This is a genomic window from Lentzea albida (assembly GCF_900111005.1).
In the GTDB taxonomy this organism is placed as follows: domain Bacteria; phylum Actinomycetota; class Actinomycetes; order Mycobacteriales; family Pseudonocardiaceae; genus Lentzea; species Lentzea albida.
The window spans coordinates 95839-113577 of the sequence record NZ_FOFV01000021.1; the positions used below are offsets into that span (position 1 = coordinate 95839).

Annotated in this window: 17 protein-coding genes; 8 read left to right on the forward strand and 9 right to left on the reverse strand. The window is 71.1% G+C overall.

Annotation, left to right across the window (positions count from 1 at the left end; translation table 11 throughout):
- Nucleotides 1-123 precede the first annotated feature (123 nt).
- Complete coding sequence (locus BMY74_RS37355; protein WP_089924710.1) at nucleotides 124-1893, forward strand: hypothetical protein; 1770 nt, start codon at nucleotides 124-126, stop codon at nucleotides 1891-1893.
- Here the strand turns inward: BMY74_RS37355 and BMY74_RS37360 are convergent.
- Complete coding sequence (locus tag BMY74_RS37360) at nucleotides 1890-3059, reverse strand: diguanylate cyclase (protein WP_089924717.1); 1170 nt, start codon at nucleotides 3057-3059, stop codon at nucleotides 1890-1892. The genes BMY74_RS37355 and BMY74_RS37360 overlap by 4 nt on opposite strands.
- A 97-nt stretch (nucleotides 3060-3156) precedes the next feature.
- Here BMY74_RS37360 and BMY74_RS37365 point away from each other — a divergent pair, with 97 nt between their 5' ends.
- Nucleotides 3157-4953 carry an NAD(P)/FAD-dependent oxidoreductase gene (locus tag BMY74_RS37365; RefSeq protein ID WP_089924723.1) on the forward strand — a complete coding sequence of 599 codons (1797 nt, stop codon included), beginning with the start codon at nucleotides 3157-3159 and terminating at the stop codon, nucleotides 4951-4953.
- Here the strand turns inward: BMY74_RS37365 and BMY74_RS37370 are convergent.
- The gene (locus BMY74_RS37370; RefSeq protein ID WP_089924726.1) at nucleotides 4946-5752 is read right to left on the reverse strand and encodes an SDR family NAD(P)-dependent oxidoreductase; all 807 of its coding nucleotides are present in this window, start codon (nucleotides 5750-5752) and stop codon (nucleotides 4946-4948) included. The two genes, BMY74_RS37365 and BMY74_RS37370, sit on opposite strands and share 8 nt — an antisense overlap.
- Nucleotides 5753-5817: 65 nt before the next feature.
- Between BMY74_RS37370 and BMY74_RS37375 the strand changes: the two genes are divergently transcribed.
- Nucleotides 5818-6231, forward strand: a complete 414-nt coding sequence (locus BMY74_RS37375) for a MarR family winged helix-turn-helix transcriptional regulator (protein WP_089924728.1) — start codon at nucleotides 5818-5820, stop codon at nucleotides 6229-6231.
- A 37-nt stretch (nucleotides 6232-6268) separates the two neighbouring features.
- Here the strand turns inward: BMY74_RS37375 and BMY74_RS37380 are convergent, their stop codons facing one another.
- On the reverse strand, nucleotides 6269-7510 hold the full coding sequence (locus tag BMY74_RS37380; protein ID WP_089924731.1) for an FAD-dependent monooxygenase: 1242 nt from the start codon (nucleotides 7508-7510) through the stop codon (nucleotides 6269-6271).
- 55 nt (nucleotides 7511-7565) lie between these two features.
- Here BMY74_RS37380 and BMY74_RS37385 point away from each other — a divergent pair, with 55 nt between their 5' ends.
- A complete protein-coding gene (locus BMY74_RS37385; protein ID WP_245786581.1) occupies nucleotides 7566-8135 on the forward strand; it encodes a TetR/AcrR family transcriptional regulator C-terminal domain-containing protein in 570 nt (189 codons plus the stop codon).
- Between the two features lie 10 nt (nucleotides 8136-8145).
- Here BMY74_RS37385 and BMY74_RS37390 read toward each other — a convergent pair whose 3' ends face one another.
- Nucleotides 8146-10032 (reverse strand): acyltransferase family protein, encoded by a 1887-nt coding sequence (locus BMY74_RS37390; RefSeq protein ID WP_245786582.1) that lies wholly within the window; start codon nucleotides 10030-10032, stop codon nucleotides 8146-8148.
- 172 nt (nucleotides 10033-10204) lie between these two features.
- On the opposite strand from BMY74_RS37390, the gene BMY74_RS45445 reads away from it, so the two are divergent.
- The 3 genes from BMY74_RS45445 (at nucleotide 10205) to BMY74_RS37400 (ending at nucleotide 12343) form a co-directional block, all read left to right on the forward strand.
- Nucleotides 10205-10369 carry a hypothetical protein gene (locus BMY74_RS45445; RefSeq protein ID WP_177230112.1) on the forward strand — a complete coding sequence of 55 codons (165 nt, stop codon included), beginning with the start codon at nucleotides 10205-10207 and terminating at the stop codon, nucleotides 10367-10369.
- 102 nt (nucleotides 10370-10471) lie between these two features.
- Nucleotides 10472-10978: a CBS domain-containing protein gene (locus BMY74_RS37395; protein WP_218159871.1), complete on the forward strand. Its 507-nt coding sequence runs from the start codon at nucleotides 10472-10474 to the stop codon at nucleotides 10976-10978.
- An 81-nt stretch (nucleotides 10979-11059) separates the two neighbouring features.
- On the forward strand, nucleotides 11060-12343 hold the full coding sequence (locus BMY74_RS37400) for an ArsB/NhaD family transporter (RefSeq protein WP_089924740.1): 1284 nt from the start codon (nucleotides 11060-11062) through the stop codon (nucleotides 12341-12343).
- Here BMY74_RS37400 and BMY74_RS37405 read toward each other — a convergent pair.
- Both BMY74_RS37405 and BMY74_RS37410 read right to left on the reverse strand, forming a co-directional pair.
- Nucleotides 12319-13545, reverse strand: coding sequence for an MFS transporter (locus BMY74_RS37405; protein WP_245786583.1), 1227 nt, complete (start codon nucleotides 13543-13545; stop codon nucleotides 12319-12321). The two genes, BMY74_RS37400 and BMY74_RS37405, sit on opposite strands and share 25 nt — an antisense overlap.
- Nucleotides 13542-14516 carry a helix-turn-helix transcriptional regulator gene (locus BMY74_RS37410; protein ID WP_089924742.1) on the reverse strand — a complete coding sequence of 325 codons (975 nt, stop codon included), beginning with the start codon at nucleotides 14514-14516 and terminating at the stop codon, nucleotides 13542-13544. The genes BMY74_RS37405 and BMY74_RS37410 overlap by 4 nt, the downstream gene beginning before the upstream one ends.
- Before the next feature lie 92 nt (nucleotides 14517-14608).
- On the opposite strand from BMY74_RS37410, the gene BMY74_RS37415 reads away from it, so the two are divergent.
- Nucleotides 14609-15004, forward strand: a complete 396-nt coding sequence (locus BMY74_RS37415; protein WP_089924949.1) for a RidA family protein — start codon at nucleotides 14609-14611, stop codon at nucleotides 15002-15004.
- Nucleotides 15005-15080: 76 nt separating this feature from the next.
- Here the strand turns inward: BMY74_RS37415 and BMY74_RS37420 are convergent, their stop codons facing one another.
- The 3 genes from BMY74_RS37420 to BMY74_RS37425 form a co-directional block, all read right to left on the reverse strand.
- Nucleotides 15081-16157, reverse strand: coding sequence for a DUF2254 family protein (locus tag BMY74_RS37420; RefSeq protein WP_089924744.1), 1077 nt, complete (start codon nucleotides 16155-16157; stop codon nucleotides 15081-15083).
- Nucleotides 16158-16170: 13 nt separating this feature from the next.
- Nucleotides 16171-16311, reverse strand: coding sequence for a hypothetical protein (locus BMY74_RS45450; protein ID WP_177230113.1), 141 nt, complete (start codon nucleotides 16309-16311; stop codon nucleotides 16171-16173).
- A gap of 84 nt (nucleotides 16312-16395) precedes the next feature.
- Entirely contained in the window at nucleotides 16396-17700 is a 1305-nt protein-coding gene (locus BMY74_RS37425) for an SLC13 family permease (protein ID WP_089924747.1), read from the reverse strand.
- Nucleotides 17701-17739: the final 39 nt, after the last annotated feature.

The window sequence follows — 17739 nt, forward strand, 5'->3', positions numbered from 1 at the left end:
CACGAACGCAACACCAACTGTCCGCGCACGACCCGAGTCGGCCCACGCGGTGGTCAATCGCATCCGGCCACCCGATCGGCTCAACGGAGTAACGGCGCGACCGTCCCGTCCTATGAAGCAGGGGTGACGCCGCCCCGCACACCGAAGTCCCGCCGCCGGACGACCACCTGGATCGCGCTGGCCGTGGTGCTCGCCTGCGCCACCACCGCCGTGGTCGCGATCAGGCAGGGGTGGTTCGCCTCGAGTTCGTCCGACGCGAACTCGGCCGCGGTCGGCAGGGACGGCGTCGACCTCACCGTCGGCGGTGTGCGCATCCACGGCCCGGCCGGCATCGCGCCGGAGGGCACGACCCTCACCGCCCACGCGACCACCGCCGCCGCGCCGGGCCTGAGTTCGACGATCACCGCGAACATCGGTACCGGCATCGAGATCTCGCTCGGCGGCCGGCAGCCCGAGAAGCCGTTGGAGCTGGAGTTCCCGGTCACCGGCACGCCGCCGGAGGGCCGACACGCGGTCCTCGTCACCACGCCGTCGGACGGGTCCGGTGCGCGCCTGGTGCCCGCCTCGTTCGACGCCGGCAGGAACACGATCACCGCCACAGCGGACCACCTCAGCTCCTTCTGGCCGGCCTTCCTCGACCTCCGCGCGGCGGGCAGGGTGGTCGACGAGGTCGTCGGCAACGCGCTGGGGATCACCTCCGCCCGCCCCGCGTGCGCCGGAACGCCCGCCACCGACCCGTCCGGCATGAAGATCACGATGGACGGCGACTACTCGGCGTCCGCGAAGCCCGTCGTGTGGCCGTGCGTGACCGTCCAGAACGGGCGGATGACCGTCGAGCTGACGAGCAACTCCCCGCTGCCGTGGCGGGTCCGCGCCGCCCCGTCCGCGACCCTGGAACCCCAGGGCGCCATCGATCCCGCCAAGGCCGCGGTACTGGGCGGGTACCACGCGCTGGCGACCAAGCGCCCCTACGCGGAGGGTCTGCTGATCCCCGGCAGCGGTCTGAAGCACACGTTCCCGGTGTCCTCGCTGCCCGCGACCGTCGAAGGTCAGGTCGACGTCGGCACGTGGCTCGTCATGGACCTCGTGTTCGCGGTGCAGGCGATCATGGCGCTGTTCCACGTCGACCTCGGTGCCGTGACGGACGACGCCGCCGCGCTCGGCTGCCTCGGGGACGCCGTCGAGGCGGCGAAGCTGGACGCCAAGCCCGGTGCCGACGCGGTGGCCGCGCTCGCCAAGGCGGCGCTGACGTGCCTCGAACCCGTGGCGAAGGCCTTGGGCGGTGGGCTTTCCGCCGTGGCGGGCTTCGTCCTGCTGGTCCTGTCGAGCGGAGTCGCCCTGGTGTTCGGCGGGCTGCAGGGCGCGCTGATGTCGTTGACGGGCACCGACAGGTTCAAGATCGCTCTCAACGGCACCGGCAGGCCCGTCAGCGCGGCCGATCTGCGCTCGGCGCCGGTGCCGGGCATGTGCCGGCACCCCGCCGGGAAGCTCGTCGACGGCAAGCTTCCCGGGATCCCGGAGAACGACGGCTTCGTCAGCCTCCAGAGCGAGACGATCCAACTGGGCGACCTCACCGGTGACGGCACGCGGGACGCGGCAGCGATTTTCGACTGCTCCCGGGGTGGGGTCGGCTGGCCCAACCACGTCGTGCTCTACGGACCGGGCCCGAAGGTCCTCGGCTCGATCGACCTGGGCGACGTCATCACCGACGCCGAGCACTCGGTCGTGAGCCGCATGAGCATCGCCGACGGCGACATCTCGCTCACCTGGAACTCCTACCAGGGCGCGTCCTTCTGCCTGCGCGAATGGACCGGCCGGATCCACTGGGACGGCTCGAAGGCGTCCCTGCTCGGTCTGAAACAGGTGTCCGGAGCCGCCAGGGGAACCTGCTAGCCGAGCACGGTCATCCGCACGTCCCCCGACAACCGGTAGGGCCGCGTCTCCACCAACGCCCCCAGCAGCCGCCGCAACCGGGACACCTCGGCCCGCACCGTCACGACGTGCTCCGCGTCCCCGTACAGAGCGTTGCTCAACGCCTCCGCGGACATCCCCGCCCGTCCGGCCCGGTGCAGCAGCACCAGGACCTCCGCGTGCCGCCGGGTGACCGTGCGGCGCCAGTCCGCGTCGCCGCCGGACAGCCGCACCTGCGGGGTGCGGGTCAGGTCGAGCTCCAGCGACACCGTCCGGTCCACAGAGGACGGACGAATCAGCCAGCCGCCCGCGAGGCGTTCCGGCACGCAGGCTCCCAGGCCGGGCACCGCGACGGGCCGGCCCGCCACGGGAACCGCGATCCTCGACCCCACCGCCACCCCGTGCGATGCGGCGACCCAGCCGTGGTCGTCCACGACGAGCGACGGGCCGGTGAGCAGGACCGCGGACCGCAGCCGCTCCAACCGCTCCTGGTGGTAGCGCCAGAGCCGCGACTCGGCCAGCATGCGGCCGGTCTCGACCAGGGCACCGATCGCGGGGTGCAGGGTCAGCGCCGGGCCGCTCACGTCGATCACGCCGAGCAACGAGCCGGTGCGCGGGTCGTGCACCGGTGTCGCGGTGCAGTACCAGGGGTGCTGGCCCTGCTCGAAGTGTTCGCCCGCGAGCAGTTCGACGGGGGCGGCCTCGGCGATCGCCGTGCCGATGGCGTTGGTGCCGACGCGGCGTTCGGTCCAGTCGGCGCCCTCGAAGAAGCCCAGCGCGTCGGCGCGGCGGCGGACGGCGGGGGTGCCGGAGCGCCACAGGATGACGCCCTCGGGGTCGGTCACGACCAGGAGCAGCTGGGAGGCGTCGGCGAGGGAGCCGACGACGGCGCGCAGGTCCGGGACGACCTCGCGCAGTGGTGAGGCCTCCTGGCGGCGGCCGATCTCGGCGTCACCGAGCCAGTTGCGGGTGTTGACGTCGTCGGCTCGCAGGCCCAGGCCGAGGACGCGGTTCCAGGAGCGCGACACCAGGGCCCGCGGTCGCAGCGCGGAGCGGCTGCCCGCGATGACCGCGTCGTGCATGCGCACGAGTTCACGGGCATACGTGGGAAGGTGCTGACCGGGCGGCACTGCCCTGGGCACGCTCACCGGACGAGCATGAACCAGGCGTGCAATCCGGTGCAACGGTTTCGCCGACCTGGAGCAAGGAGGTGAATGCGGGCAGGACGAGCGAGGAGGAGCGGCGATGACGCAGACCATGGACCGCACGGCGCAGGCGAGGGTCGACGCCTGGCTCGGGGAGTTCGAGGGCGCGCTCAGGGCACGGGACGTCGACGCGGCCGCCGGGCTGTTCGCCACGGACAGCTACTGGCGCGACCTGGTCGCCTTCACCTGGAACATCAAGACCGTCGAGGGGCGTGAGGGCGTCGCGGACCTGCTCAGCGCGTGCCTCGACGGCACCGACCCGGGACACTTCCGCACCACCGAGCCGCCGGCCGAGGCCGACGGGGTCGTGGAGGCGTGGCTCGAGTTCGAGACGGCGGCCGGGCGTTGCCGCGGGCACCTGCGCCTGAACGACGAGGGCGCGTGGACGTTGCTGACGAGCCTGCACGAGCTGAAGGGCTTCGAGGAGCGCAAGAAGGCGACGCGACCCAAGGGCGTGCGGCACGGCGTGGTCGAGGAACGCCTGTCGTGGGCCGAGGAACGCGAACGCGAGCAGGCCGAACTCGGGTACGCGCGACAGCCGTACGTCGTGGTCATCGGCGGTGGCCAGGGCGGGATCGCGCTCGGCGCCCGGTTGCGGCAGCTCGGGGTGCCCGCGCTGGTGCTGGAGCGCAACGACCGGCCGGGCGACTCGTGGCGCAAGCGGTACAAGAGCCTCTGCCTGCACGACCCGGTCTGGTACGACCACCTCCCGTACCTGCCGTTCCCGGACAACTGGCCGGTGTTCGCGCCCAAGGACAAGATCGCGGACTGGCTGGAGATGTACACGCGTGTGATGGAGGTGCCCTATTGGACCCGGTCGGAGGTCAGGTCGGCGACCTACGACGGTGCACAGTGGACGGTCACGGTCGACCGGGACGGTGAAACCGTGACGCTGCACCCGAAGCAGCTCGTGTTCGCGACGGGCATGTCCGGCAAGGCGAACGTGCCGAGCTTCCCCGGCGCGGACGTCTTCGAGGGCGACCAGCACCATTCGTCGAAGCACCCCGGCCCGGAGGCCTACGCCGGGCGCAGGGCCGTCGTGATCGGCTCCAACAACTCCGCCCACGACATCTGCGCGGCGCTCTGGGAGCACGGCGCCGACGTCACGATGGTCCAGCGTTCGTCGACGCACATCGTGCGCTCGGACTCGTTGATGGACATAGCCCTGGGCGACCTCTACTCGGAACGGGCCGTGGCCGCCGGCGTCACGACCGACAAGGCCGACACGATCTTCGCCTCCCTGCCCTACCGGATCCTGCCGCAGTTCCAGATCCCGGTGTACCAGCGGATCCGGGAGCGCGACGCCGACTTCTACGACCGCCTCGAGAAGGCGGGCTTCGACCTCGACTGGGGCGACGACGACTCCGGCCTGTTCCTCAAGTACCTGCGCCGCGGCTCCGGCTACTACATCGACGTGGGCGCCTCGGAACTGGTGGCGGACGGCAAGATCAAGCTCGTCCGCGGCCAGGTGGACCACCTCACGAGGAACGCCGTGGTGCTCGCCGACGGCACCGAACTGGAGGCCGACCTCGTCGTCTACGCCACCGGCTACGGCTCGATGAACGGCTGGGTCGCCGACCTCGCCGGGCAGGAGATGGCTGACCGCGTCGGCAAGTGCTGGGGCCTCGGGTCCGGCACCACCAAGGACCCCGGTCCGTGGGAGGGCGAGCAGCGCAACATGTGGAAGCCGACCCGGCAGCCGGGGTTGTGGTTCCACGGCGGCAACCTGCACCAGTCGCGGTACTACTCGCTGTTCCTGGCGCTGCAGCTGAAGGCGCGGTTCGAGGGGGTGCCGACACCGGTGTACGGGTTGCAGGAGGTGCACCACCTCAGCTGACGAGCAGTTCCTCGGTCGCCTCCCACAACTCGCGCTGCACGTCGCCGCGCCCCGGCCCAGGGCACTGGAGGGGCGCGGCGTTCCTCACGGAGAAGTAGCCGCCGGTGACGTCCGCGAAGGCCGGATCGGTCGCGAGCCGGGTGATGATCGAGGCACCACGAGCGGGGTCGCCGATGCGCAACGCGTGCAGCACCTTCTCCAGCAGTCCGACGAACGGCAGCTCCCGGCCGAGGCCCGTGGTGTTGAAACCGGGGTCGCAGCAGTTGGCCGTGACCCCGGTGCCCTCCAGCCGCCGCGCCAACTCCTGGCTGAACATGACGTTCATCAGCTTGGTCCGGCCGTAGTGGGCGGCGGACGCGAGCGCCGTCGCCGGGTCGAACTCACGGACCTGCCGTGCCGCCTCGGAGGCGACGATGACGACCCTGGCCGGCGCCGAGGCGACCAGCTTGTCGCGCAAGGCGTTCGTCAGCACCCACGGCGCGAGGTAGTTCACCGCGGTCATCTCGGGCATGCCCTCCGGGGTGACCCGAGGGCTGAAGGCGTGGATGCCGGCGTTGTTGACGAGCACGTCGATCCGGTCGTACCGGGCGTCGACCTCCTCGGCCACCCGGCGCACGTCCTCCAACGACGACAAGTCGGCCCTGAACGCCGTGACGCCCGAACCGATCTCGGCGCGCAGGTCGTCCACCTTCGCGGCGTCGCGGGCGATGACGGCCAGGTCGAAGCCCCGGCGGGCGAGGTCGAGCGCGACGAGCCTGCCGAGGCCGTGCGTCGCGCCGGTGATGACGGCGGTGGTCATGGTTCTCCTATATCGTGAGGTACCTCAGCATGACACAAAACTGAGGTACCTCACAAAGGAGGCTCATGGACGCCGGTGAGCTCGGCCTGCGCTACCTGACCACGTCCGCGAGGATCCGCCGGACGGTCGACGAACGCATGGCCGCGAGCGGGGTCTCGCTCGCGCGGACGAAGATCCTGCAGGTCCTCGCCGGACTGGGCCCGGTCAAGCAGACGCGGCTGGCCACCGAACTGGGGATGGCCGCGCGTTCGATCACCCAGGCCGTCGAGGCGATGGAACGGGACGGGCTCGTGAAGCGGTCCTCCGACGCCGCCGACAAACGGGCCAAGGTGGTCTCCGCCACCCCGGCGGGCTTGGCCGCGCTCACGGCCGGCGAGGCGTCCGGCGACGCGGTGCTGCGGTCGATCTTCGAACGGCTCGGTCCTGCTCGGCTGGAGGCGTTGGACGAGATCTTGGAGGTGCTCGGGGAGCACGACTGAGGAAGTGCCCGTCAGGCCGCACCGTCGGGAGGACAGCTCACGCCAGGTGCCCGTCCGGCCGCACCAACCCCGCCTCCGTCTCCACGTGCCCACCACCCCGCAGCCGCGCGAACAGCGTGCCCCCGTCCGGCAGCCGCTGCTCCGGCACCCGCCTACCTGTCGCATAGGCGACGTCCAGCCCCGACAACCGTTCGGCGAGCTCGCGGGACATGTCCGGCGCGGACGCGATCAGCCCGCTCACCACCGCGCGCAGCGCCTGCCCCTCCGGCGAGTAGGCCGTCATCAGCGCGGTCTGGGCCCTGGTGTGCCGCAGCAGGTCGGCGCCGACCGGGTGGCGTTCGGCGTGGTAGGTGTCGAGCAACGCGTCGTCGGCGCGGCCCGTCACGACGGCGGCGAGTTTCCAGCCGAGGTTGTGCGCGTCCTGGATGCCCACGTTCATGCCGACACCGCCGGTCGGGAAGTGCATGTGCGCGGCGTCGCCCGCCAGGAGCACGGTGCCGGACCGGTACACCGCCGCCTGCCTGGTGGCGTTGCCGAAGCGCGACAACCACCTCGGGTCGCGCATGCCGTAGTCGGTGCCCGCGATCGCCTGCACCGTCGTGCGCAGCTCGTCGAAGGTCAGCTCGCCAGGGCGGGTGCTCCCGGGATCACCTCCCACGATCCGGTGCACGCCACCGGGCAGCGGCACGACCATCAGGCCGCCGCGGGGTCCGGCGACGTTCGCGAAGCCCCGCCCGGGCGGGGAGTCCAGGACGACGTCGCCGAGCCAGCCCCAGGTGGTGGCGTCGGTGCCGGGGAAGTCGATGCCCGCGGCCTCCCGCACGGTGCTGCGCGTGCCGTCGCAGCCGACCACGTAGCGCCCGGCCACGACCTCGCCGTCGGCCAGTTCGACGCCTGACGGAGCCATGCCGGTCACACGGCAGCCCCGCCTGATCACGGCGCCCAACTCCACGGCGCGGCGTTGCAGGAGTTCCTCGGTGCGGGCCTGCGGCAGGGCCAGCGTGAACGGGTACGGCGTGTCCAGCACGGAGAAGTCCATGCGGTCGGGCAGTCCCCCGAAGTGCCCGTTCGGGATCCGGAGGCCTTCCGCCAGGAACGGCTCCACGACACCCCGGCAGTCGAGGACCTCGATCGTGCGCGGGTGGATCGTCAGCGCCTTCGAGTTCTCGTCGCGCGCCGGCCGCGTCTCCAGGACCACGACCGAAGCACCTCCCAGTCGCAGCTCCCCTGCCAGCCACAGCCCTGTCGGGCCCGCGCCCACGATGACGACGTCGAACATGACTCCACTCCCCTTGGTCACTGACCAATACGACTTCGTCGAGTAGACTAGGTCAGTGACCAAGAGTCAAGCGGACGTGGTGCGGACCGCCCTGGAGATCCTCGACGAGCGCGGCGCCGAGGCCGTGTCGATGCGGGCCATCGCGGAGAGGCTCGGCGTGCGGATGAACACCGTGCTCTGGCACGTGAAGACGAAGGCGCGGCTCGAAGAGCTGATGGCCGACGCGATCGTGGCCGGCGTGTCCCTCGACGGCCTGCCGGAGCACTGGCGCGAGCGGGCGGCGGAGGTCGTCCGCCGCTACCGGCGGGCGTTGCTGGCCCACCGCGACGGCGCCGCGCTCGTGGCGGGCACCTACGCCGCCGAACCGGCCACTTTGGACACCGCCGAGGCGCTTGTCGCCTCACTGCTCGAAGGCGGGCTCTCCGCCAAGGACGCGGCGTGGACGTGTTGGGGCGTCATCTACTTCGTTCTCGGCCTGGCGCAGGAGGAGCAGGCGCTGCCGAACGGGTCGTCCACGCTCGACGTGGGAGAACGGCCGGCACTGCGCCGCGCGCTGCCGTTCCTCGCCGAGGAGTCCTTCGACGAACGGTTCGAGTTCGGCGTCGCGAAGCTGCTCGGGAACTGAGTCGGTCGGTTCACTCGATCGGGGCCTCGGTGACGGCGTCGAGCGCCTGCTCGACCACCTCCGACAACGAGCGCATGAACGTCGCGCTCACGTGGTTGTCGTCGAAGTTGACCAGCAGGTCGCCCTTCACCGGCGGGCACTGGTCCTCGGTGCAGAGCTCGTCGCTGAAGTCGAGGAACGACACGTTGCCCGGCACGTCGAGGTGGGCGTAGGGAGGCACCGGCGAGAGCAGTTCGGACCGCGGTGCGCCGCACCGGGCCGCGGGGCCGTGCACCTGCACGCAGTCGAGCACCGAGAAGCTGTAGCGGGGGTTGTCCCGCACCGCCACGACCGGGATTCCCGCGTCGTCGAGCTGGCGCCAGCGCTCGACGAAGCCCGGCGGCGTCACCTCGGTCAGTCCTACCTGGACGTTGCGCGTGGCGAGGGTGAACACGAAGTCGGGGCGCAGGTCGAGGATCTCGGTGGTGGCGTCCTCGTTCCACCGCACGCACGACTGGTCGCCGGGGTTCTTCTCCGACCGCGTGGAGTACGGGCAGGCGCCCTTGAGCATCGCGACCAGCTGCCAGTTCCGGCGTTGCGCGATCGGCTCCAGCGCGGCGATGTACTGCTGGACGTGCGAGTCGCCGACGAGGACGACGCGTTTGGCCGGGGTGCCGCCGGCGGGGCCGTGGCAGATCTCCAGGTCCTGGTTGCGCGGTGACCTCTCGCAGTGCTGGCCGTCGATCGCCGCGAAGTCCGTGGCGGCGACCTGCGCGGCCACCTCGCGTGGGCCGGCCGGGTGCAGGAACGCGGTCGCCGCGAGCAGCGGGACGAGCAGCAGCGGGACGAGTGTGCGGGCCCTCCAGCGCGACTTGCGCACGGGTTCCTCGACGAGGTGGTGCGTGGCCGCCGCGAGCAGCAGCGACGCGCCGATGACGGCGAGTCCGCCGAGCATGCCGACCTCGCCGCGACCCTTGATCACGAGCCACCCCACCAGCACCGGCCAGTGCCAGAGGTAGAGGGAGTAGCTCAGGTTCCCCAGGTACCGCAACGGTTCGGCGGACAGGAAGCGGTCCGCGCCGAACCGGCTGCCGGTGGCCCCGGCGACGATCACCGCGGCGGCGCACGCCGTCGGCCACAGCGCCAGGTAGCCGGGGAAGGCCGCGCCGACGTCCAGGACCAGTCCGCAGACCAGCAAGCCCAGCAGCCCGGCCCAGCCCAGCACCGTCCTCAGTGGACGCGACAGGTCGATCCGCGACACCACCAGCGCCAGGAGCCCACCGAAGGCGAACTCCCAGATCCGGGTCGCCGTGTGGAAGTAGGCCAGCGGCTGGTCGAGGGCCGTGAGCCACACGGAGAAACCGAGCGACACAGCGAAAACCGCGAGCAGAACGCGTGAAAGCGAGCCCCGCAGCAGCGTGACCACCAGCACGAGCAAGGGCCACAGCAGGTAGAACTGCCCCTGGATCGACAGCGACCAGAAGTGCTGGACCACGCTCGCGTGCTCGTGCTGCGCGTAGTAGTCCGTCGAATCCGACGCCAGCTGCCAGTTCTCGACGAACAACGCGGAGGCGATCACCTCGCGCACGGTCTGCGACCAGCGGTTCTCCGGCAGCAGCAGCGCACCGGCCACGAGTGTCGTGCCGAGCACGACGACCGCCGCGGGCAACAGCCTCCTGGCCGTCCTGCTCCACGTCGCGCGCAGGTCGATCCGCCCGCGTCCGGCGGCGCGCACGAGCTGACCCGTCACCAGGAAACCGGAGATGAGGAAGAAGACGTCGACACCGCCGGAGACGCGGCCCAGCCACACGTGGTAGACGACCACGAGCAGTGCGGCCACCGCACGCAGGCCCTGCAGTTCCGCGCGATAGGTCCGGCCCGGCGCCCGCTCCGCCGCTCTGTGATCACTGCCCAGCACGCCTGCGAGGCTGGCGTGTCACGGCCGCGCGGTAAATCCGTGGCAACACCCAAATCCGCCCCGCGCCACCCCTGCCCACGGCGGGAGGTTGAGTGCCCGGACGGATCGTCCGCACAGCGTGCGACGGGCATCGTGGACGGCACAACCCCTCCGACCGCCGCTGGGAGGCGCCATGGTCCACACCGGCCACACCACCCGCACTCGACGGCAGCTGCCCTGGGTCCTGCTCGGGGTCGCACTGGCCCTGCTGATCGCTGGAATCGCCACGCCGCACGCACTTCTGATCGCCGCCGGGCTCATCCTGGCCGGTCTGATCGGCCTGCACCGCAAGCCCTGACTACATGTCCACGAAGTCCGAAATGGGTGTTGCACCCGATAGTTCCGGACGGCCGTCCCGCCCAGACTGGGAACCACGACCTGGCTGGAGACGGGAGGCGACATGTCCACAGCGGGACGACTGGCCGGACGCACCGAACGGGCTGATGCCATGCAGGCACGCGACATCGCCATCAACGTCCCGACCGTGACGGTCGACGACCCGATCACCAAGGCGGTGCGGGTGATGGCGGTCAACAGGCTGCCGGGGCTCATCGTGGTCGACGACCGCGCCCGGCCGTGGACGGTGCTGCCCGGCACCCAGGTGCTGCGGCTCGCGGTTCCCCAGTCCTACCAGGAGGACCCGGCGCTCGCCCGCGTCCTGGACGAGGGTTCCGCCGACCTGTTCTGGGTGGAGCTGAGCGACCGCACCGTCGGCGACGTGGCGCCGCACCAGCGCGCCAAACCCGCGACCGTCCGCGCCGACGCGACCCTGCTGGAGGTCGCGGCGCTGATGGCACGCCAGCACAGCCCGCTCGTCGCCGTCGTCGACGAGGCGGGAGTGCTCGTCGGGGCGATCACCCTCGACCGCCTCATCACCTCGCTCGCCGTCTACACCGGCGAGGACTGAGTTCACCGGACCATCTGTCCCCCGTCACCGCCGGCGTGCTGAACTCGCGCCGGCGGTGACAGCCATCGGGTTGGGAGATCCGTGAGCGCCGCACTCGCCCTGACGATCTTCCTCGTCGCGTTCTTCTTCATCGCCACCGAGAAGGCGAACAAGGTCAAGGTCGTCCTCGTCGCCGCCGGGCTGATGGCCGTGTTCGGGCTGGTCCCGGGCTCGGAGGTGTTCTTCTCCGAACACGCGGGCATCGACTGGAACGTCATCTTCCTGCTGTTCGGCATGATGATCATCGTCGGCATCGTCAAGCAGACCGGCGTGTTCGACTACCTGGCCATCTGGGCCGCCAAGAAGGCCCGCGGCCGCCCGTACCGGTTGATGGTCATGCTGATGATCATCACCGCGATCGCGTCGCCGTTCCTGGACAACGTCACCACGATCATGCTGGTCGCGCCGGTCACCATCGTGGTCTGCAACCGCCTGAAGATCGCCGCCCAGCCGTACCTGATCGCGGAGGTGCTGGCGTCCAACATCGGTGGCGCCGCGACGTTGATCGGTGATCCGCCGAACATCATCATCGGCAGCCGGGCCGGGCTGACGTTCATGGACTTCCTGGTGCACATGGCGCCGATCGTCGCCGTCGTGTTCGTGGTGTTCGTGCTGCTCACGAAAGTCCTGTTCCGCAGGTCGTTCCAGTACAACGCCGAGAACGTCGAAGCCGTGATGGCGTTGCAGGAACGGCGGGCGATCACCGATCCGGCGATGCTGCGCCGGTGCCTGATCGTGTTCACCGGCGTGGTGATCGGGTTCGGCCTGCACGCGGTGGTGCACGTCGATCCCGCGATCGTCGCCCTCGTCGGCGCGGGCGTGATGCTGCTCGTGACGCGGGCGGACGTGAACGACGTGCTCGCCGAGGTCGAGTGGCCGACGCTGACGTTCTTCATGGGCCTGTTCGTGATGGTCGCCGGTCTCGTCCACACAGGAGTGATCGAGACCGTGGGCACGTGGGCGGTCTCGGCGTTCGGCGACAACTACTTCGCCGCCGCCACCGCGTTGCTCTTCGGTTCGAGCGTGCTCGGAGCGTTCTTCGACAACATCCCGTACGTCGCCACGATGACCCCGGTGGTCGAGGGCATGGTCGCGGAGATCCCCGACGCCGCGACGGGTCAGTCGCTGTGGTGGGCGTTCGCCCTCGGCGCGGACTTCGGCGGCAACGGCACGGCGGTCGCCGCGAGCGCCAACGTCGTCGCGCTCGGCATCGCCGCCCGCGCCGGGCACCGGATCAGCTTCTGGCAGTTCACCCGGTACGGCATCGTCGTGACGCTGGTCAGCACCGCGATGGCGTGGGTCTACGTCTGGCTGCGGTACTTCTGACGCCGCAGCACGGGGGACACCCAGGCCGTCGTGACTCCCGCGAACAGCACCGCGAGCCCGCCGGCGAGTCCCGCCCGCGGATCACCGGCGGCGACCGACAGGACACCGGCCAGCCCCGCCCCCAGGGGCTGGCCGAGACCCCATGCGACCATCCGCGCCGTGGTGTTGACCCGCGACTGCAACTCCTCCGGGCAGACCTGCTGCCGGTAGGTGATCCCGTTGATCACGACGAGGGCGCCGGTGACGCCCCACAGCGTGGCCGTGACGCACAGGACGGTCCAGTGCCCGCTGACGAGCACCAGGCAGCCGCAGAGCAGGGACAGCGGCAGCGTCGCGAGCGACACCTTCGCGTTGCCCCAGCGCCGGGTCACCTTCGGGAACAACCGCGAGGCGACGACCGCGCCCACGCCCCAGCAGCTGAACAGCACGGCGAGCCGCGGATCGCCCTTCGGCGCCACCCCGAGCACCTTGTCGGCGAACGGCACGAGCACCGCCATCCACGCGCCGCTCGCCACCGAGTGCGTGGCGCCGACGAGGGTGAGGACCCGGATGACCGGCTCGCGCCAGAGGAACCGCAGCCCCTCCTTCACGTCCTCGGTGAGCTCACCCGCCCCGCGCACCGGCCGCGGAGTGCTCAGCACGCTGGTGATGGCGCGCAACAACAACGCGGACCCGACCGCCGTCAACGCGTTCACCGCCAGCAGTGCCGCCGGCGCGACGACCGCCACGAGCAGACCCGTCAGGCCGGGCACGACGAGTTCCACGACGGTCGTGCGCCCGTACAGGGTCGAGTAGGCGGCGGGCAGCTTCTCCTTGCCCACCAACGTGGGCAGCGCGCCGAAGTTCGCGGCGTCGAAGAACACGAACGCGGTCTGCGTCGCGAACGCCACCACCACGACGTGCGGCGCCGTCAGTCCGCCGAGCAACCAGGCCACCGGCACGCTGAACAACACCACGGCGACGGTGACGTCCATCGCGACCATCATCAGCCGGCGGTCCAGCCGATCCGCGAGAGCACCGGCAAGCAGCCCGAACACGAGGTACGGCAACGCTTCCGCGGCCGTGACGGCCGACGTCCAGCCCACCGAGCCCGTCAGCTGGTAGACGAGGACGGGCAGCGCCACCGCCGACACCACGGCACCTGTCACCGACAGCACCCGTGCGTTGAGGTACCGGCGGAAGTCGTGTTCGGTTCCTGTCACTGCGATCCCTCCCCGTACCGGCCGGCCACCGCCACCGCCCGGTCCCGCACCCTGTCGCGCAACCACTGCGGCTCCAGCGCTTCCGCCCCCGTCGACAGCTGCCACAACGCCCACTCCGCGTGCCGGGCGTCCTGGAACGTGACCTCCATCCGCAGCCGGTCGCCGTCGGGTCCCTCCACGAGCACGGCCAACGCGGTCCTCACCAGTTCCTCGCGCCGTGCCGGATCCACCCGCAACACCACCGCCACCTGGTCACCGCCGGTCCGGAACCGCGTGCTGCGTTCCTGCCAGAGCCGGTCGAGGTCGACCCGGTCCGGACGCTCCGCCGGTTCGTCCAGTTCCTCGGCGGCCAGGACCCGCGACAGCCGGTAGGTCCGGTCCTCCCCCGCCCTGCGCGCCAGCAGGTACCCCTGCCCCCGCGCGGTGACCAGGCCGATCGGGTCGACCGTGCGCCACCGCGCCGCGCTGCCCGAGGCCTCGTAGCGGATGCGCAGCCGACGTCCCGCGAACACCGCGCGCCGCACCTGCGCCACGACCGCGTCCGGCAGTTCCTCCTCGGCGGAACGGCGGGCGAGCAGATCGATCTCCGGGTCGACGAGCAGGCGCTCCGCCGCACCGGCCGCGGTCTGCCGGTAGCCCTCGGGCAGCGCGTCGACCACCTTCAGCATCGCCGAGGCGAGCGCCGAACCGAGACCGAACACCTGCGCCCCGCGGCGCGAGCCGGCGACCAGCAGGGCGAGCGCCTCGTCGTGGTTCAGGCCGGTCAGCTCGGTCCGGAAACCGGGCAGCAGCGCGAAACCGCCGTGCCGGCCGCGTTCGGCGTAGACCGGGACCCCGGCCGCGGACAACGCCTCGACGTCGCGCAGCACCGTCCGGGTGGACACCTCGAGCTCGCGGGCGAGCGAGGTGGCGGACAGCCGCCCGTGCCGCCGCAGCAACAGGACCAGCGAGACCAACCGGTCGGCACGCATGCGGAAACCCTACGGGAATACACGACAGAGGATGTCGCGTATTCGTTGGCAGGCTCACCAGCGACAACCTCGAGATTGGAGCTGCAGTGGCACTGGAACGAACGCCCGTCAACCCGTGGGCGTGGTCGGCAGAGCTGGGCTACCACCAGGGCGAGGTCGTGACCGGGCAGACCCGGACGCTGTACCTCGCCGGGCAGACCTCGACGAACGCCGACGGCAAGCCCGAGCACCCCGGCGACATGGCGGCGCAGGTCGCGCTGAGCCTCGACAACCTGGAGGCCGTGCTGGCGAAGGCCGGGATGACGCTGGCGAACCTCGTGCGGCTCAACGTCTACACCACTGACGTCGACCTGCTCTTCCAGCACTACGGCGTGCTGGCGGCACGGCTGGGCGCCGCGCGGGTCGCCCCGCCGACGACGATGCTCGGGGTCGACAGGCTGGCGCTCGCGGACCTGTTGGTGGAGTTGGAAGGGACGGCCGTGGCATGACGACCGCGGGGGCCGGGACCGCCCTCCGCCGGGGTCCCGGTCACCTCGCACGACCGCGAAGAGATCTGCAGGCGGATCACCCTCGCGAACCGGTTCTCCCGTTCGGTGCGGGAGTCGCCGAACGCCCGGCCGGCTGCGGCGGGCCGCTGAGGTCGGCCCCGGATCCGACACCCTGCTGGTCGGGCACGAGTGCGGCTCGCCGATCGGGTCCGTCGTCGTAGTGGTGTTCGACCGCGGAGGTGAGGAGGGCCAGTTGCCGGTCGAGCGCGGGATGCCGTTGCGGTGGCGCGACCGCCTTGAGGTCGTGCAGCGCGGCGAAGATCCGGCGCGGGACCTGCGGTGAGGCGACTCCGGCCAGCCGGAGCTCGTCGAAGGCGAGTCGCACGTAGCCGTCCCATCCGAGAACGCGCTCGGTGAGGCGGACGTCGCCGTGGGCGTCGTCGTGCCGGCCGGTCGGGAAGCTCCGGGTGGCGAGCTGGCGGAGGGCGTCGTGCAGGCGGTCGATGACCATGACGGTCGTGGTGGGGTCGGTGAAGGGCTGGGCGATGCCGCGTTCGGCGATGTCGACGAGCTTGCGGAAGCCGTAGGCCGGGTCGTCGCCGTGGGTGCGTTCGGCGGCGAGGACGACGAGCCCGGCCAGCTGCCCGTGGTCCAGGCGGGCGGCGTCGCCGCGGATCCGGAACAGCGGCGCGCCCGCGGGCACGAAGTCACCCATCATGGGAACCAGTTCGAGCACGCAGCCGGCGTCGTGGGCGGCGGCGACCAGGGCGGGGCGGTCGAGGTCGTCCACGATCCCGGATTCGGGGCAGACGACCACGTCACGCGCGGCCGGCGTCGAGTCGTCGGACGTGTAGAGCCGGTCGATCTGTTCGTGGAGGTGGTCGCCGACCAGGTCGATCAGGCCGGCGGCGCGCAGCGAGTTCCCGGAGTGGTGCATGTAGAGGAACAGGGTGACCATGGCCGACGCGATCGTGCTGAGGATCGTGGACACCGCGTCCGGCTTGCCGGTGATGCTGGTCGGGATCATGCGGTCGCCGAACGCCCGGTCGATCGCAACCGTGACGACGGACAGCGCGATCGCGGCGAGCACGCAGAGCAGGGGAACGATCCAGAGCTCGCCTCGCAGGCGGTGACGGGTGCGCAGGGACGGCATCGGCGACTTCCTCTCAGCGGGCGGACTGGACGTCTTCGTCACCGGGCGCGGGCCGGACTCCCCCTCTCCCGCGCACCCCCGGGTCCCGTCTCCGACCGGTGTCGCCGGGGAACACGTCGAAGACGCCGAACGTCGGCTCACCGACTCGCACCACGGCTCCTCCTCCGGTTCCTGCGCCTTCAACCGGACGGCCTACCCGTGCGAGGACGGGGCAAACGCCGTCGTCCCGCCACCACGATCAGAACGAGCCGGGCAGCACGAGAACCGCCCAGGCGGCGATCGGTCCGAGCGCGACGATGACGCAGGTGTAGGAGATCACCTGCCGGTAGAAGCGGGTCCGGTCGACACCGCGGGCGTTGGCGAGGACCAGTGCACCGTTGGTGGAGAACGGTGAGACGTCCACGATCGTCGTGGAGATGGCCATGGCGGCGATGACCCCCACAGCGGGCAGGGAGTCCGTGAGCAGCAACGGGATCGCCATCGGGATGGTCGCGGTGAGGATCGCCGTCGAGGAGGCGAAGGCCGAGGTGACGCCGACGATGACGCACAGCACCAGCGCCACGAGCAACGGCGCGCCCAGCCCGACCGCGCCGTGGGCGACCCAGTCGATGGTGCCCGAGTGCTCCAGCACCCCCACGTAGGTGACCATTCCCGCGACCAGGAGGATCGTCGGCCAGCTGATGCCCTCGACGGCCCTGCCGAGGTTCTCCCGGTCGAACAGGGCGAGCACGGCACCCGCGGCCAGCGCCAGGAACCCGATCTGCAGGTGGAAGGCGAGCGCCCCGACCACGAGCACGACCAGCGCCGCCAGCGTGGCGCGCTGGCGCCAGGCCACCGCGACCGCCTGCGGCTTGACCGCGGTGGCCACTCCGCCGCCACTCGGCTCAGGTGCGCCACCCGCGCTCCCCGCGGCACCACCGGTCGCGGCGTCGTCCGGGTGCTCGACGAAGCTCTCCTCGCCGCGCCGGCGCAGCAACGCGTAGGTGCCGGCGGCCAGCAACAGGTTGAAGCCGAGGCTCGCGAAGAACAACGTGGCGTGGGAGATCGTCAGACCGGACTTGACGACGATGCCGTAGACGAGCGCCCCGGACACGGCCATCGGGGAGAACGCCCCGGCGTGGGCGCCGCAGATCACCATCATGCCGATCATCAGCGGGCTGATGCGGTAGGCGAAGGCGAAGCTCATCCCGACCGGCACCAGCAGTGCGACGGCCGCCGGGGTGAAGGTGCCCAGCGCGGTCAGCGTGGCGGCGACGACGAACAGGACCCACGGCACCAGGATCGCGCGGCCTCGCACCAGCCGGATCCCACCCTGCACCAGCAGGTCGATCGTGCCGTTCAGCTTGGCGACGGAGAACAGGTAGGTCACCCCGACGACGGTGATGAACAGCGAGACCGGGAAGCCCTCGAAGATCTCCTTCTCGTCGAGACCGAACACGAACGTGCCGACCAGGAACGACGCGACCAGCGCGAGGATCCCGATGTTGATGGGCAGCACCGTGGCGACCACGAACATGCCGCCGAGAACCAGGATCGCGATCATCTGTGATGACATCATTGTCCTCTTCGGTCGTGCGCCCGC

Bases quoted from the DNA above. Each gene is read 5' to 3' on its own strand.
- BMY74_RS37365 (WP_089924723.1), top strand. From the start codon at position 3,157: ATGACGCAGACCATGGACCGCACGGCGCAGGCGAGGGTCGACGCCTGG.
- BMY74_RS37370 (WP_089924726.1), bottom strand. From the start codon at position 5,752: ATGACCACCGCCGTCATCACCGGCGCGACGCACGGCCTCGGCAGGCTC.
- BMY74_RS37375 (WP_089924728.1), top strand. From the start codon at position 5,818: ATGGACGCCGGTGAGCTCGGCCTGCGCTACCTGACCACGTCCGCGAGG.
- BMY74_RS37380 (WP_089924731.1), bottom strand. From the start codon at position 7,510: ATGTTCGACGTCGTCATCGTGGGCGCGGGCCCGACAGGGCTGTGGCTG.
- BMY74_RS45445 (WP_177230112.1), top strand. From the start codon at position 10,205: ATGGTCCACACCGGCCACACCACCCGCACTCGACGGCAGCTGCCCTGG.
- BMY74_RS37395 (WP_218159871.1), top strand. From the start codon at position 10,472: ATGTCCACAGCGGGACGACTGGCCGGACGCACCGAACGGGCTGATGCC.
- BMY74_RS37410 (WP_089924742.1), bottom strand. From the start codon at position 14,516: ATGCGTGCCGACCGGTTGGTCTCGCTGGTCCTGTTGCTGCGGCGGCAC.
- BMY74_RS37420 (WP_089924744.1), bottom strand. From the start codon at position 16,157: ATGCCGTCCCTGCGCACCCGTCACCGCCTGCGAGGCGAGCTCTGGATC.
- BMY74_RS37425 (WP_089924747.1), bottom strand. From the start codon at position 17,700: ATGATCGCGATCCTGGTTCTCGGCGGCATGTTCGTGGTCGCCACGGTG.